We start from the raw sequence: 15,321 nt of genomic DNA on the forward strand, positions 1-15,321 counted from the left end.
CTGAATTGAGTCCGGGGCCTTGTCTTCTCCCACTCGCGTGCGCATGCGACCGTCGCCATGACGGCCGTGTGCGTGATCGCAGCTTCGTCCGCAGGAGTTCTTCATGATCACCATTCCCGGCCAATTGGCCATCAAGACCATCCACGGCCGTAACGGCGACTTCAACGTCGGGCGCCTTGCGACCTCCATCGGCGAGTTCGTCGTGAAGAACGCCGAACTCGACCAGTACGCCGAAGGCAAGTACGAGGGCGATTTCGCCATCGCGGAGATTCGCCCGTCCACGTACACCGCCAACGGCCGCATGGTCATTGAGATCCGCGCCCTCCTGGGTGGGATGACTTTGTCCAACATCGACGCCCTGAGCCGTGACGACGCCCGCCGGCTGAGTCCGCAGGAAGTCGATCCGATCGACGAGGAAGCGCAGACCGCCACGCCGACGCCGACGACCGCCCCCAAGGCGGCCGGCCGGAAGAAGGCGCGCAGCTCGCGCGACCCGCTGGTCGATACCACGCCGTTCGGCAGCGAGCCGGCTGCTGCGTCTGCCGAGGCTACGGCCCATGCGGACGACGACGGCGACGCGGCGCTGTTCGGCACACTCTGGCCGCTGGGCGATGTCGTCAAGCTCGATGCCACCGTGGATCGGCGCGTGCTGCGTCAGCAGCGCGACCGCCTCGGCGACCTGGGCTACGAGTTCGCTCCGCTGTCCCAGGACTGGCACCTCACCAGGGTCTGATCCCATCGCCATTTCACGCCGCATGCCTGCGGCTTTCCACCACCCGCCGGGGCTCCTTCCCCGGCGGGAGGACTCCGGCCCTTTCTCACAGGAGTCATTCCATGGGCTGGACATTCGTTCGATTGACGCGCGATCAGTTGATCCGCGAGCTGACCGCAACCGAGGAAACCGAGCGGTCGCGCAGTGAGGTCATCGACCACACGCTGGTCGGCAACGTGCTGTGGACGGTGGCGCGCGTCACCGCCAAGCAGGCCGGCGTCCTGGGTCTCGCACCCGGCGAGTCGGCCACCTTGATCGGCTGCCATCTGCTGGAAAGCGAGGGCCGCGAATGGGGCTACAAGTTCCTGGTCGAGGCCGAGCACCCGTACTACTACTCGTGCCCGCTGCGCTATCTCGACATGGCGCCGCAGCGCTGCGCCACCTGGCGCGCAAGGGTGCATGCCTTCCACCAGCAGCCGACGCGCAAAGCGGCCGGCGATGCAGCCACCGACTGAGGCGAACATGGACACCCTCATGTCGTCCTTGCCGCCCGAGCTGCTTCGCTTCGTCGAAGACCAGTTGGCCAACAACGAGGTTTCCGACGACGACGAACTGCGCGAGCACTTCATCGCCAACGGCCTGAGCGAAGAACAGGCGTGGCAGGCACTGACCTACCGCGCGCTGTACCTGCGACACGTCTTTCTCGACGGCTTCACGCCGATCCTCAAAGGCCAGGAAGCGCTTTGCTTCAACCCGCACAGCCGCGGCTGGGAGCCGGTTCCGAACCCATAGGCCGGCCTTCACGCGGCGCACTTCTTCATCCCTTTCATCAGGCCCTGTTCAGCAGGGCTTTTCTTCGTCCTACGCAATCGCACGCATCCGGCCTCGGCCGCTGGATGCCGATTGCTCCATTCCGCAAGGAGATCATCATGCAACTCGCATCTCGCTTCGCCCCTCGTTCCCCGGTGCTGCGCGCCGACCATCCGTTGTCGGACGATCAGATTCGCACCGTGGCCCCATCCATCTTCGCGGACACCCCGCACGAAAGCCGCTCCGAACGGTACAGTTACATCCCCACGGCGGCTGTGCTGACCGAACTGCGCAGAGAAGGTTTCCAGCCGTTCATGGTGTGCCAGACCCGCGTGCGACACGAGGATCGCCGCGACTACACCAAGCACATGCTGCGCCTTCGCCACGCCAGCCAGATCAACGGCGCCGAGGCGAACGAGATCATCCTGCTCAACTCGCACGACGGCACCAGCAGCTACCAGATGCTCGCGGGCATGTTCAGATTCGTCTGCCACAACGGCCTGGTGTGCGGCGACACCTTCGCCGACGTGCGCGTGCCCCACAAGGGCAACGTCACCGATCACGTGATCGAAGGCGCCTACGAGGTGCTGCACGGCTTCGAGCGCGTGCAGGACTCGCGCGACGCCATGCGCGTCATCACCCTCGACGACGGCGAGGCCGAAGTCTTCGCCAGGTCGGCGCTGACCTTGAAGTACGACGAGTCGGGCAAGGCCTTGCCCATCACGGAGACGCAGATCCTGCGGCCTCGTCGTTTCGACGACAACCGTGCCGATCTTTGGTCGGTCTTCAACCGGGTTCAGGAGAACCTGGTCAAGGGCGGCCTGACTGGCCGTGCCGCCAACGGGCGCCAGCAGCGCACGCGACCCGTTCAGGGCATCGACCAGAACGTCCGGCTCAACCGGGCGCTTTGGCTGCTCGCGGATGGCCTGCGTCAGCTCAAAGCCTGACCCACAAGCGGATCGTGCCTCGCGGCATGGTCCGCTTTTTCTTTGGCGGCGCTGTGCTGCCAGCGCACCACGTTCAGTTTGGTTCGGTGTAACCCTAATGCGGCAATTCGCTGCCGCCGCGAAAATTGCGGTTCGACTGCATACCTCCCTGGCTTTTCCTCCCTGAGCCAAGCAGTCATCTTTGCCGCCTCGGTGTTCCCGGGGCGGTTTTCTTTTATGGCCGTCCTTCCAGGCCGCGGGCGATGCGCCAGCGCAAACAGGGTTGGACGCTGGGTCGGTTTTCCGCTCCCGCTGTAGGCGCACCTTGGCGCAGGCTATGTCCCATGTCCGTCGGCGTTGCCGACAACATGCCCAGGTAGTCCAGACCTTCAAGGCTACGGTGCGTTGCGACGCACGGTCTGATTCTTCACCACGACGCTCACCGCGTCTTCTTCCATCCCCCTGGGGCAGTGACTGCCCTCGCGGTTGGTGCTGTCTCCGCTCACTTCGAGGACATCACCATGCCTGCACCTTCTTCCCCCAAGACGCTCTATCGCATCGACGAATGCCCCGACCTGATGGCCGATGGCGTCGTCGGTGACGAGAACGGCAACCTGGTCTTCATCTCCCTCTGGGCGCGCGACACCGCCGTCCAGGAATTCCTGGCCCGCCTCACCCTGGGCCGGGACGAACAGGGACTGGATCAGTTCCACGTCATCACCGAGCAGGGCGCCAGCATCCCGGTCTTCGTCGGCAACGTCGAGAACCTGGAGAAACGCAGCGCACGCGCCTACCGGCGCACGCTGTTCGGCTCGCTGACCAACATCTGGCTGTTCGATCGGCGCTGCGTCAAACCCGACAAGGCCAACGCCAGCGCACTGGCGCTCCTGCCTCGCGATTCCACGCACCGGCTCGACCGGCTGTGGACGCTGGTGCGGGACACGTGCCCGCTGCCGCTTCTCGATCCCTGGCGCGACAGCGTACTGGAACTGCTGCAGGCGAAGTCGATGCTGACGCGCCTGCCGTTCGCCCTCGGGCCTCTGGAAGGCCATCGGCTCGCCATCGACGTGCCGACGCTGACCGAGGTGCTGGGCGGCCTGATCCGCAGCGGCGCGCTCGTCGGCGGCGCACCCGCCAGCCGCACCCCCTCGGCGCAACCGCTCGAAGCGGTGGCTTGAGGTTCCTTCACCGGACATGCACGCGCGCATGTCCGCATCCCTTCATCTTCAATGCCAGGAGATTCCCATGGCCCTCATGTTCCCGCGGCTCGCCCGCAACTTCGTCAAGAACGGGTACTTCCCCACGGATGAACCCACGCTCGAAAGAGCACTCACCGCACTGGCGCCCGCCGAGGCCTCGGCCGGGCCGCTGTGCATCCTCGATCCCTGCGCCGGCGAAGGCGTGGCGATCGCCGAAGCCGCGCACGCCCTCGGGCGCGAGCAGGTCCAGGCCTTCGCCGTCGAGTACGAGGCCGAGCGCGCACGCCATGCCCGGCAACTGGTCGATCGCTGCATCCACGGCGACCTGATGGACACACTGATCAGCCGGCAGAGCTTCGGCCTGCTGTGGCTCAACCCGCCGTATGGCGACCTGTCCAAGGACACCAACGGCAACGTCGGCTACCAGGGCCAGGGCCGCGCTCGGCTGGAAAAGCTGTTCTATCAGAAGGCGCTGCCGCTGTTGCAGTACGGCGGCGTGCTGATCTACATCGTCCCGCACTACATGCTCGACGCCGAGCTGGTCGGATGGCTGACCCGGCACTTCGCCGAGTTGCGCATCTACCGCGCGGTGGACACGCAGTTCAAGCAGGTCGTGATCTTCGGTCGCAAGGTTCGCCAGCGCGACCAGGCATCGGAGTCTGTCAAGGCCACGCGCGCGCTGCTGCTGCAGATAGGTCTTGGCGACGCCGAAGCGGAAGAGCTGCCAGTCGAATGGCCGTTCCTGCCCTACACGGTGCCTGCCACGGCCGAGCCGGAGCACTTCTACCGCGTGACGATGGAGCCCGAGCAGTTCGCCGAGGAAGTCGGCCGACTGCAAGGGCTCTGGCCGACGCTCGACACGCACCTGGGCGCCGCGCAGCAGTCGCTGCGGTCCCCGGCGCGAGGTTTATCGCATTGGCATCTCGCCTTGGCACTCGCCGCAGGTGCGATCTCCGGAGTGGTGAAGTCCAAGACGGGCCGCGTGCTCGTCGTCAAAGGCGACACCCACAAGGAGAAGACCTTGCACACGGAGTACACCGAGCGCGACGACGGTTCCGTGGCCGAGACGCGCATCCTGACCGACAAGTTCGTGCCGGTCATCCGTGCCTGGGACATGACACCAGGCTCGCCGACCTGCGGCGAGGTGTTGACCATCCGCTGATCGCTGTTCCCTGACGGTCGCCGTCGATCTGTTCTTCCACTGCGGCTTCGCGCCGTTCTTCTCTTCCCACCCCGGGGCATGCCATCGCCCCGCAGGGGGAGGTGCATGCCCCATCTTCTTTGGAGCATCACCATGTCCCTCGATACCGAAGTCGTTCCCGCCGCTGATGGCACGCCCGTCCAGAGCGACGTGCTCGAAGCGACTGCTTCTCCCCTGGCGATGAGCCTTCAGGATTTCGTTGCCGAATTCGGCGACGAGCTGCTGGACTCGCTCAACCGCGCCAACCCTCCCGTCTACACCGGCCAGGCCCGGCCGCATCGCCAGCTCGTGCTGGCCAGTCTCAAGCGCAAGCTGTTCGGCGCGCAGGCCGAGGTGGTGCATGCCGTTACCGAGCTGCTGGCCGACCGCGGCGAACGCGCCGCGATCGTCAATGGCGAGATGGGCTGCGGCAAGACCACGGTCGGCATCGCCACGGCGGCCGTGCTGCACGCCGAAGGCTATCGCCGCACGCTGATCCTCTCGCCGCCTCACCTGGTCTACAAATGGCGCCGGGAAATCCAGGAGACGGTGGCCGGCGCCAAGGTCTGGGTGCTCAATGGCCCGGACACGCTGGTCAAGCTCATCAAACTGCGCGAGCAATTGGGCGTGCCGGTACGCGGCCAGGAGTTCTACGTTCTCGGTCGCGTGCGGATGCGCATGGGTTTCCACTGGAAGCCCGTCTTCAACGTGCGGCGCACGCGGCACGGCGAAGTGGGCGCATGCCCGGACTGCGGCCAGGTCATCACCAATCTCGACGGCGAGCCGATCAACCCGGTCGAACTCGAAGCCGAGGACTACCGCCGCCGGTGCAGCCATTGCGCCGCACCGCTGTGGACGCTGATGCGACCGCGGAGCCTGTCCGCCAGCGACCAGTCCACGGCCGTCTTCAAAGCCTTGCAGCGCATCCCGACCATCGGAGAGGTCACGGCGCATAAGCTGATGAAGAAGTTCGGCGACGGCTTCCTGGCCTCAATGCTGGGCGACAACATCCACGAGTTCATCAACCTCATGGATGCCAACGGTGAGCTGGTGTTCTCGGATCGTCAGGCGCACCGCATGGAGCGGGCGATGGCGAACATGGAGTTCGGCTTCGGCGAGGGCGGGTATCAGCCCAGCGAATTCATCAAAAGGTACTTGCCGCAAGGCACGTTCGACCTGCTCATCGCCGACGAGGCGCATGAGTACAAGAACGGCGGTAGCGCCCAAGGCCAGGCCATGGGCGTGCTCGCAGCGAAGGCGCGCAAGGCCTTGCTGCTCACTGGCACGCTGATGGGCGGCTACGGCGACGACCTGTTCCACCTGCTGTTCCGAGCCCTGCCTGGGCGAATGATCGAAGACGGCTACCGCCCGACCAAGAGCGGCAGCATGACCTCGGCCGCGATGGCGTTCATGAGGGATCACGGCATCCTCAAGGACATCTATTCCGAGAGCACGGGCACGGCGCACAAGACGGCCAAGGGCAGCAAGGTCTCGGTGCGCACGGTCAAGGCGCCGGGCTTCGGCCCGAAGGGCGTGCTGCGTTGCGTCCTGCCGTTCACGGTATTCCTCAAGTTGAAGGACATCGGCGGCAACGTGCTGCCGTCCTACGACGAGGAGTTCCGCGAGGTGGCGATGGACACGGCGCAAGCCGCGGCTTATCGCGATCTGTCGTTTCGTCTGACCTCGGCGCTGAAACAGGCGCTGGCCAAGCGCGACACGACGCTGCTCGGTGTGGTCCTCAACGTGCTGCTGGCCTGGCCGGATTGCTGCTTCCGGTCGGAGACGGTGGTGCACCCGCGCACACGCCAGACCTTGGCCTTCGTTCCGGCTCAGTTCAACGAGCTGGAGGTGATGCCCAAGGAGCGCGAGCTGATCGAGATCTGCAAGCAGGAGAAGGCTGCGGGTCGCAAGACGCTGGTCTATTCGGTCTACACCGGCACGCGCGACACCACGTCGCGCTTGAAGGTGCTGCTGGAGCAGGAAGGCTTCAAGGTGGCGGTGCTGCGCGCAAGCGTGGATGCCTCCCGCCGCGAGGACTGGATCGCCGAGCAGTTGGACCGCGGCATCGACGTGCTGATCACGAACCCCGAGCTGGTGAAAACCGGCCTGGACCTGTTGGAGTTTCCGACGATCGTGTTCATGCAGTCGGGCTACAACGTCTACAGCCTGCAGCAGGCGGCCCGGCGCTCATGGCGCATCGGCCAGAAGCTGCCGGTTCGCGTGATCTACCTCGGCTACGCGGCTTCCTCGCAGATGACCTGCCTGGGGCTGATGGCGCGAAAGATCATGGTCTCGCAGAGCACGTCGGGAGACGTGCCCGAGTCGGGATTGGACGTGCTGAACCAGGACGGTGATTCCGTCGAGGTGGCACTGGCCCGGCAACTCGTCGCGGCCTGATCCACCCACCCACGCCGGCTGCCCTTCGGGGCGCCGGCTTCTTTTTTCCGTGCATCGATGGCGCGCGATGAAGTCGGGCGCCTGCCAGTTCCCTTTGTTTGCTGCCCGAACGCTTCGCGGCGGCGATGGTGAGGGCTCCGTGTTCCAGGGAATTGCCCCATGCAACCACTCACCTGCGTCGCTCACCGCTTGGCTGTGCCTGCCTTGCTGGCCGGCTGCGTGCTCATCACCGGCTGCGCCGCCACGGGCACGACGAGCCCTCCCACTGTCCATGACTCGCTCCCCGAGCCTGCGGTGTTGGTCAGAACCATCGCCCCGGAGCCCGAGCCGGGCCTGATCCCGGTGGCCCGCTACGGGCGCTACACGCTGGTCGAGATGGTGCCGGAACCGGCACAGCGCGACCTGCTGCGACAGGTGATCGAGATTTCGATTCCGCCGATCTTGGACGCGAGCGTCGGCGATGCCCTTCGGCACGTGCTGCTGCGCACCGGCTACCGGCTCTGCGACGCGACCGAGGCGACCGCGCTGTACGCGTTGCCGCTGCCGGCGGCGCACCTGCGGCTCGGGCCGCTGCCGCTGCGCGATGCCTTGCTGGCACTCGCCGGCCCGGCCTGGGAGTTGTCCGTCGATGACGCTTCGCGCGCGGTGTGCTTCACGCGCGTGACGACTGCGCGTGCGCCGAGCGCAAGCCCGATTCCCGCGGCTCCGGCACCGAGCGCGCCGGCCGCCGAACCCGCCGATTCCCACGTGCCCCAGGAGGCCCAGCCATGACCATCCCGCAGCTTCCCGACGAGAACGCCGGCCGCGCGCGCTGGTTGAAGATCACAGCGGCCGCATGGCTGCTGCTCGTGAGCATCCTGGCCGTGGTCAACAGCGTGGGCCTGTCGCGCCTGAGCGAGCAAAGCCAGGCCAGCGCCCAGGATGCCCACGTGCAGGCGCTCAACACGCGCGTCGCCGAACTCGAACAGCAGGCGGCGGCCTCGAAGAACCAGCCCAAGCCCGTCACCCAACCCGACTTCGAGGCCGCCCGCAAGTTGCTGGACGAACGCCTGGCACAGGTGGAGCACACCCAGGGCGCAGACGCCCATGCCGGCGACTTGCAGGCGCTGCAGGCGCGCATGGGCGACCTCGAAGCTCGCATGAAGCGAACCGCCGCGCCTGCCGCGGCACCCCGGCGCACCGCCGAGCCGGCCAAGCCCAAGGTGCCCGAACCGCCGTTCAACGTCGTGGGCGTGGAGCTGCGCGGCGGCGAGCGCTTCCTGTCGGTGGCGGCACCCAAGGCGTCGTCGGTGCTGGACGTGTGGCTGCTGCGCGAAGGCGATGCCGTGGGCGCGTGGCATCTGCTGGCGATCGAGGCGCGCGCCGCCGTGTTCCGCGTGGATGGACAGACCCAGCGCCTCGCGCTGCCGTAGGAGCCGGCCATGAAGCACGCCGCGATCTGCTTCGCCGCCATCCTCGCCGCTGTCGCAGGAACGGCAGGCACGGCCTCGGCACAGTCGGCGCCGGTCGCGTCCTCTCGCACGGTGCCCGCCCAGATTCAGAACAGCAGCGACGCCGCGCTGGACGAACGGCTGGCGCGCGATTGGGGCCTGCGCTCCGATGAGTGGGCGCGCTACCGCCAACTGATGCAGGGGCCGCTGGGCATCTATTCCCCGAACCTCGATCCGCTCACGGCGCTGGGCATCGAGGCGCGCAGCGACGAGGAACGCAACCGCTATGCGGAGCTGCAGGTGCAGGCGGAATCGAAGCGCGTGGGCAAGACGCTGGCCTACCAGCGGGCCTACGACGCGGCGTGGAAGCGGCTCTATCCGGGACAGCAGCGCGTGAACATGCCGGGTGCGAAGGCGCCGGGCGCCGGCAACCGGGGCTCGGGCCGGCTGGCGGTTTTCGTGAAGGCCGAGTGCCCGTCGTGCGAGCAGCGCGTGCGCCAGCTGCAGGTGGCCGGCACCACCTTCGACCTCTACATGGTCGGCAGCCGCCAGGAGGACGCCCGCATCCGCCAGTGGGCGACGCAGGCCGGCATCGACGCCGGCCGCGTGCGCTCCCGCACCATCACGCTCAACCATGACGCCGGGCGCTGGCTGTCGCTCGGCCTGCCCGGCGATCTGCCCGCCGTGGTGCGCGAGGTCAACGGCCAATGGCAGCGGCAGTAACCCGCCGTGCAGGCTGCGCGGCCTTGGTCCTCGGCCTCAGCGCCCATGCCGCCATCGTCTTCGGCCAGGAGGTGCCACCACCCGCCTACCAGCTCGCCGCCCAGCAGGCGGGCGTGCCGTCGCCGGTGCTGTATGCGGTGGCGCTGCAGGAGAGCGGCGCCCGGCTGCGCGGCCGGCTGATCCCGTGGCCGTGGACGCTCAACGTCGCCGGCCGCGCCGAACGCTATGCCACGCGGGCCGAGGCCTGCGCCGGCATCCGCCGGGCGCTCGCCCGCACGCCGGTCAACCGCATCGACGCCGGCCTCGGCCAGGTCAACCTCGGCTACCACGCGCACCGCTACGCGCATCCCTGCGAGCTGCTCGACCCATACCGCAACCTCGCCATCGCCGCGGAAATCCTGCAGGAGCAGCACACGCCGGGCGAGGACTGGCTGGTCGCCATCGGCCGCTACCACCGCCCCGCGGGCGGGGCGCCCGCCGCCCGTTACCGCCGCAGCGTCCACCAGCACCTGACCCGCGTGCTCGGGCCGGGAGCCTCACTTCCCTCTGCCCGGAGTCCCATGCCATGAACCGCATCCTCGTCGCCGCGACTGCGGCGCTGCTGGCCACCACCGCAGACGCGCAGGACCGCGGCCCCGTTACCAAGAACAGTTCCCCGCCGCTGATCGTGGTCGAGGACAAAGGCGGCACCTCGGCGCTGCCGTACTACCGGGCCTTGAATCCGCAGGATGCGCAGCCCGGTCAGCCAGCCACGCCGCAAACCAAGCCGCGCATTGGCGGCCCGGCCGAAGCCGAGGCGGCCATGCTGCCGGTGCGCTCGATGCGGCTGACACCCGGCGACGAGCCGCGCCGCGTGATCCGCGCGCCGGGCCTGACGCCGCTGTTCCTGATCGGCGACGACGACCGCTCACGAGCCTGGCTCCAACGACGGGGCAAGGACTTGCAGGCGCTACGCGCCGTGGGCTTGGTGGTCAACGTGGCGACGCCCGAAGCCCTGGCCGCGCTGCGTCGCCTCGCACCGGGCTTGATGCTGTCGCCGGCCTCGGGCGACGAGCTGGCGCAGCGCTTGGGGCTCAAGCACTACCCGGTGCTGATCACCGCCACCGGCATCGAGCCCTGACGTGACGTGAAGCACCCGCCATGCCCCAGTCCCAAGCCGTCGAAGTCTTGCTGCGGCCAGCGGTGGAGCTATACACCGTCGCGGTCTGTGCGGGCGCCGCGTTTCTGTGCCTGATGGCCCCGTGGTCGCTCGCGCTGAGTCCCTTGCTGGGCCTGGGCAGCGCGCTCGCTTTCCTCACCTTCGGCGCGCTGCGCTTTCGCGACGCCTGGGCCATCCTGCGCTACCGGCGCAACATCCGGCGCCTGCCGCGCTACGTGATGACCAGCCGCGACGTGCCGGTCAGCCAGCAGCGGCTGTTCGTCGGCCGGGGCTTCCACTGGGACCAGCGTCACACGCACCGACTGATGCAGACGTATCGGTCGGAGTTCCGTCGCTACGTGGAGCCGACGGCAATCTATCGGATGGCACGGCGCATGGAAGAGCGCCTGGAGTTCGCGCCGTACCCGTTGTCCAAGATGGCGAAGGCCCTGGCCTGGGACAGCCCGCTGAACCCGGCGCGGCCGCTGCCGCCGGTGGGCGGCCTGCCGCGGCTGCACGGCATCGAGCCGCACGAGGTCGACGTCACCCTGCCGTTGGCCGAGCGCGTCGGCCACAGCTTGGTGTTAGGCACCACGCGCGTCGGCAAGACCCGCCTGGCCGAGCTGTTCATCACGCAGGACATCCGGCGCAAGGTCAATGGACAGCACGAGGTCGTGATCGTCTTCGATCCCAAGGGCGATGCGGATCTGTTGAAGCGCATGTACGTGGAGGCCAAGCGCGCCGGACGCGAAGGCGAGTTCTACGTTTTCCACCTGGGCTGGCCGGACATCAGCGCCCGCTACAACGCGGTGGGCCGCTTCGGACGCATCTCGGAAGTTGCCACGCGCATCGCCGGCCAGCTTTCCGGTGAAGGCAACAGCGCGGCGTTCCGCGAGTTCGCCTGGCGCTTCGTCAACATCATCGCGCGGGCGTTGGTCGAGCTGGGGCAGCGGCCCGACTACCTGCTGATCCAGCGCCATGTCATCAACATCGATGCGCTGTTCATCGAGTACGCCCAGCACTACTTCGCCCGGAACGAGCCCAAGGCCTGGGAGGTCATCGTCCAGCTCGAAGCCAAGCTGAACGACAAGAACATCCCGCGCAACATGATCGGCCGCGAGAAGCGCGTCGTCGCGCTGGAGCAGTACCTGTCGCAGGTGCGCATCTACGACCCTGTGCTCGACGGCCTGCGCAGCGCGGTGCGCTACGACAGGACGTACTTCGACAAGATCGTCGCATCGCTCCTACCGCTGCTGGAGAAGCTGACCACCGGCAAGATCGCGCAGTTGCTGGCGCCGAACTATTCGGACCTCGCCGACCCACGCCCGATCTTCGACTGGATGCAGATCATCAGGAAGCGGGCCGTGGTCTATGTCGGCCTCGATGCACTGTCGGACGCGGAAGTCGCGGCGGCGGTCGGCAATTCGATGTTCTCCGACCTCGTATCCGTCGCGGGTCACATCTACAAGTTCGGCATCGACGACGGCCTGCCGGGTGCCGCGACGGGCATCAAGGTGCCCATCAACGTCCATGCCGACGAGTTCAACGAACTCATGGGCGACGAGTTCATACCCATGGTCAACAAGGGCGGCGGCGCGGGCGTCCAGGTCACGGCCTACACGCAGACCCTCTCGGACATCGAGGCACGCATCGGCAACCGCGCGAAGGCGGGCCAGGTGGTGGGCAACTTCAACAACCTGTTCATGCTGCGCGTGCGCGAGACCGCCACGGCCGAACTGCTGACGCGGCAACTGCCCAAGGTCGAGGTCTACACGACGACGGTGATGAGCGGCGCCACCGACAGCTCGGACCCGACCGGCAACACCGCCTTCACCTCCAACACGCAGGACCGCATCAGCAGCAACAGCGTGCCGCTGATTGAACCGGCGCACGTGGTCGGGCTGCCCAAGGGCCAGTGCTTTGCACTGATCGAGGGCGGGCACCTCTGGAAGGTGCGCATGCCCTTGCCGGCGCCCGACCCCGACGAGGCCATGCCCAAGGATTTGCAGGAGCTGGCCGGCTACATGCGCCAGCACTACGTCGAGGCCGGCGATTGGTGGGACAACAATGGGCTTCCCGGACTGCAGGACCAAGCACTGCCCGACGACTTGCTCGCCGAATTCAAGCAGATGGCCAGCGCGGATGAAGGGGCCACGGCATGAGCGACCCCGCCGTCGCCGTCCAGCGCCAGCAGGTTCGCCAGCAGGGCCTGATCGCAGGCCTCATCACGCTGCCGTTCCGGCTGTTCGGGGTGTTGGCCGGTTCGCTGGTGCTGTGCATCGCGATCGAGTGCATCGGCATGCACTTCTTCTGGCCCGAGCAGGGCTGGCGCCATGCGCAGGGCATGCTGAACTACGAGCTGTCGCAGGTCTCGGAGCATTTCACGCAAAGCGTGCTGGTGCAGGAGCCGGGGCGCAGCGCCCTCCAGCTCGTCGAGTGGGCCTACCAAGGACTGTTCGTGAAAACGGGCCTGCTGGACTGGATACGCGACGCGGCGGCGCAATCGCGTGCCGGCGCGCGCAGCCAGGCGCAGGACTTCCGCTACTACATCGGTCAGCTCTACGTGCATGTCGAGAGCTACCTGATCGCCTCGGCGTACACAGTGCTGGTGTTCCTCGTGCGGCTGCTGGTGCTGGTCCTGACCTTGCCGCTGTTCCTGATGGCGGCCTTCACCGGCCTGGTGGACGGGCTCGTGCGCCGCGACGTGCGCGGCTTCGGCGCCGGCCGCGAATCGGGCTTCGTCTACCACCGGGCGAGAGCCAGCCTGATGCCGCTGGCGGTGCTGCCCTGGGTCACTTACCTCGCGCTGCCGGTCAGCGTGCATCCGCTGCTGATCCTGCTGCCCAGCGCGGCGCTGCTCGGCGTCGCGGTGTGCATCGCGTCGGCGACGTTCAAGAAGTATCTGTGAAAGCGGTTCAAGATAATCTCCGTCTCACTCTTCATGGCGACTCATCGACACCAAACATCTTTTGACCTTTGACACTGCATCCACCCTACATCTTCGAGGCCATGTGGCCACTCAGACACACGAACGCAAATGGCCTCAGCGGCGCCTGCTGCGTCCCGGCCACGGTAGCTGCCCAGTGAGTTCAGCCAAGCCACCGTCGTCCTCGACGCGTACACCGAAGCGGTTCACTTCGACCTCAGGTAAATCGTCGCTGTCGAACCAGAGCAGCGAGGTCGTGGTGTCAGTACGTGCGTAGTGCCTGGAGAGTTCCCAGAGATCGAGGCCCTTTTCCCAGTTGTCGAACCAGATGTCTTGTGCAACCTCATCTGTGTCGGCAGCACTGCTGCCTGAAGAACGGAGACGGTGAGCCACAGAGCCGACAGGAATGGCAGACCTGGGAGATATCCAAGCCCCAGCCTGTCGCAAACTGGTGGAGCGTGCCGCGTAGCGCACTGCACCGCGCTCCATGGTGACGAAGGCGCAAGGGATGTCGCTGAGGGAGGCGAACCGCGACGCAGCGGCGGGAAATGATGTGCTGAAAAGCGCCGCCATGCCCTGGATCAGCTCCAGCGAAGGTTCTTCCTTGGGCACAAGCGATAGCCATTGCTGATACGGCATCAGCAACTCGGCGGCGAAAGTGTCGCATGCGATTTCGTTCGGATGCCGCTTCGCATAGGACCAGGACGGCACCTCTTCGTGGCTCGATTCCAGCGCAAGGACGATATGCGCAATTTCGTGGCAGATGGTGAAGCGTTGGCGTTCTTCTGTCTCCAGCGAATTCACCGTGATCACGTGCTTGCCATTCGGCTTGGTGATCGTGTAGCCGGACTCCCCCTCACTAAGCTCCTCTTTCTTGACTTTGGCGTTGGCCGCGACCACATAGGGCGTCAGGTCTTCTCGGATGCCGGACACATCAACCTTCGCAACAAAGGCCCGTGCTTTCTGTGTGACATCCGCTTCATCCATATTCAGTCATCCTAGTCCTCGAATGCTCGCTGTATCCGGGCGATCAGTGTCGCGGGATCGGGCCTTGTATTTCCACGATGCCTCACGCCTGCTGCAGCCGAAAAGATGTCGATGCTGATGGAAGGATCGTTCAGCACGAATTCAACAAGGCGGGGATCGGCCTCCGCATGGTCGACAAGCCACATCACCAGCGCAGCATCTCTTTCACCTGGTTTGAGAACCTTCAGCAGCTTCTCGACTAAGTCCACTGACGGATTTGTCTTTTCGCCGGACTCCAGCCGGTGGACATAGGCATGGTCCACCGAAGACAGTTGACCGATTTCGCGCAATGAGAGGGTTCTGCGCTCGCGTAGCGTCTTGAGGGCGACGCCCAGGCCTGTTTGTGACATCCGTTCCGTTCCTTGTGGCTGCGGCGGACAACGGTGTGTGTCCGGTCCGAAGCAGTTGCGTTCTGCGGCACCAAGCCCACCATTTGCAGCTTGGCACCAAGTCTGATACATTGTTGTCCAGCCAGACAACAGAAGTGAGTTCTACGACTGCAGCAAGTTGATTTGGCTTGACTCGCCCGTTGTCTGCAAGAGCAACGAATTTTGCTTCAACCGGTGGTCATTGGCAACCCGGCCGGCTGGCCGGGGTCTCGATGGTTCAACTTTAGGAAATTCGCCATGACAGGCAAAAATCAGCATGTAGTTCCTCACCAGGACGGTTGGGCCGTCAAGGGTGCCGGCAATCAACGGGCAACCTCCGTGCACGATACGCAGCAGCAGGCCATTGACGCGGCGCGGGACATCGCACGCAACCAGCAGTCCGAACTGGTCATCCACCGTCCGGACGGTCGCATCCGTGACAAGGACAGCCACGGTAACGACTCCTTCCCGCCGAAGGGCTGAGTG

17 protein-coding genes are annotated in these 15,321 nt (G+C 66.2%); 15 read left to right on the forward strand and 2 right to left on the reverse strand.

All coding sequences use genetic code 11. From position 1 onward, the window contains the following. Positions 1–103 precede the first annotated feature (103 nt). The 14 genes from QMX80_RS02670 to QMX80_RS02735 all read left to right on the forward strand — a co-directional run bounded on the left by QMX80_RS02670 (position 104) and on the right by QMX80_RS02735 (position 13,423). Complete coding sequence (locus tag QMX80_RS02670) at positions 104–733, forward strand: DUF3275 family protein (protein ID WP_003454876.1); 630 nt, start codon at positions 104–106, stop codon at positions 731–733. 101 nt (positions 734–834) lie between these two features. Next, positions 835–1,227: a hypothetical protein gene (locus QMX80_RS02675; protein ID WP_003454873.1), complete on the forward strand. Its 393-nt coding sequence runs from the start codon at positions 835–837 to the stop codon at positions 1,225–1,227. A gap of 7 nt (positions 1,228–1,234) precedes the next feature. Next, positions 1,235–1,504, forward strand: a complete 270-nt coding sequence (locus QMX80_RS02680) for a hypothetical protein (RefSeq protein ID WP_003454871.1) — start codon at positions 1,235–1,237, stop codon at positions 1,502–1,504. A gap of 137 nt (positions 1,505–1,641) precedes the next feature. Beyond that, entirely contained in the window at positions 1,642–2,469 is an 828-nt protein-coding gene (locus QMX80_RS02685; protein WP_004265548.1) for a DUF932 domain-containing protein, read from the forward strand. A gap of 500 nt (positions 2,470–2,969) precedes the next feature. Beyond that, entirely contained in the window at positions 2,970–3,626 is a 657-nt protein-coding gene (locus QMX80_RS02690) for a hypothetical protein (protein WP_004265557.1), read from the forward strand. A 67-nt stretch (positions 3,627–3,693) separates the two neighbouring features. Continuing rightward, positions 3,694–4,809 (forward strand): DUF6094 domain-containing protein, encoded by a 1,116-nt coding sequence (locus tag QMX80_RS02695; protein WP_049591578.1) that lies wholly within the window; start codon positions 3,694–3,696, stop codon positions 4,807–4,809. A 132-nt stretch (positions 4,810–4,941) separates the two neighbouring features. Continuing rightward, positions 4,942–7,224: a helicase-related protein gene (locus QMX80_RS02700; RefSeq protein ID WP_016451645.1), complete on the forward strand. Its 2,283-nt coding sequence runs from the start codon at positions 4,942–4,944 to the stop codon at positions 7,222–7,224. A 159-nt stretch (positions 7,225–7,383) separates the two neighbouring features. Continuing rightward, entirely contained in the window at positions 7,384–7,995 is a 612-nt protein-coding gene (locus tag QMX80_RS02705) for a PilL N-terminal domain-containing protein (RefSeq protein ID WP_016451646.1), read from the forward strand. Then, the gene (locus QMX80_RS02710; protein WP_004265569.1) at positions 7,992–8,636 is read left to right on the forward strand and encodes a hypothetical protein; all 645 of its coding nucleotides are present in this window, start codon (positions 7,992–7,994) and stop codon (positions 8,634–8,636) included. Before QMX80_RS02705 ends, QMX80_RS02710 begins: the two co-directional genes overlap by 4 nt. 9 nt (positions 8,637–8,645) lie before the next feature. Beyond that, positions 8,646–9,377 (forward strand): TIGR03759 family integrating conjugative element protein, encoded by a 732-nt coding sequence (locus QMX80_RS02715; protein ID WP_049591577.1) that lies wholly within the window; start codon positions 8,646–8,648, stop codon positions 9,375–9,377. Beyond that, positions 9,362–9,946, forward strand: coding sequence for a transglycosylase SLT domain-containing protein (locus QMX80_RS02720; RefSeq protein WP_016451647.1), 585 nt, complete (start codon positions 9,362–9,364; stop codon positions 9,944–9,946). Before QMX80_RS02715 ends, QMX80_RS02720 begins: the two co-directional genes overlap by 16 nt. Further along, positions 9,943–10,497: an integrating conjugative element protein gene (locus QMX80_RS02725; protein ID WP_004265578.1), complete on the forward strand. Its 555-nt coding sequence runs from the start codon at positions 9,943–9,945 to the stop codon at positions 10,495–10,497. The genes QMX80_RS02720 and QMX80_RS02725 overlap by 4 nt, the downstream gene beginning before the upstream one ends. Before the next feature lie 20 nt (positions 10,498–10,517). Then, complete coding sequence (gene traD / locus QMX80_RS02730; protein WP_049591576.1) at positions 10,518–12,677, forward strand: type IV conjugative transfer system coupling protein TraD; 2,160 nt, start codon at positions 10,518–10,520, stop codon at positions 12,675–12,677. After that, positions 12,674–13,423, forward strand: a complete 750-nt coding sequence (locus tag QMX80_RS02735) for a TIGR03747 family integrating conjugative element membrane protein (RefSeq protein ID WP_004265580.1) — start codon at positions 12,674–12,676, stop codon at positions 13,421–13,423. Before traD ends, QMX80_RS02735 begins: the two co-directional genes overlap by 4 nt. Before the next feature lie 135 nt (positions 13,424–13,558). Here QMX80_RS02735 and QMX80_RS02740 read toward each other — a convergent pair whose 3' ends face one another. Both QMX80_RS02740 and QMX80_RS02745 read right to left on the reverse strand, forming a co-directional pair. Beyond that, on the reverse strand, positions 13,559–14,428 hold the full coding sequence (locus QMX80_RS02740) for an ImmA/IrrE family metallo-endopeptidase (RefSeq protein ID WP_003454806.1): 870 nt from the start codon (positions 14,426–14,428) through the stop codon (positions 13,559–13,561). Between the two features lie 11 nt (positions 14,429–14,439). Continuing rightward, a complete protein-coding gene (locus QMX80_RS02745; protein ID WP_049591575.1) occupies positions 14,440–14,817 on the reverse strand; it encodes a helix-turn-helix transcriptional regulator in 378 nt (125 codons plus the stop codon). Positions 14,818–15,093: 276 nt separating this feature from the next. Between QMX80_RS02745 and QMX80_RS02750 the strand changes: the two genes are divergently transcribed. After that, positions 15,094–15,318: a DUF2188 domain-containing protein gene (locus tag QMX80_RS02750; protein WP_003454802.1), complete on the forward strand. Its 225-nt coding sequence runs from the start codon at positions 15,094–15,096 to the stop codon at positions 15,316–15,318. The last annotated feature ends 3 nt before the right edge of the window (positions 15,319–15,321 follow it).

This window comes from Stenotrophomonas sp. PS02297 (genome assembly GCF_029959705.1).
GTDB classification, from domain to species: Bacteria; Pseudomonadota; Gammaproteobacteria; order Xanthomonadales; family Xanthomonadaceae; genus Stenotrophomonas; species Stenotrophomonas nitritireducens.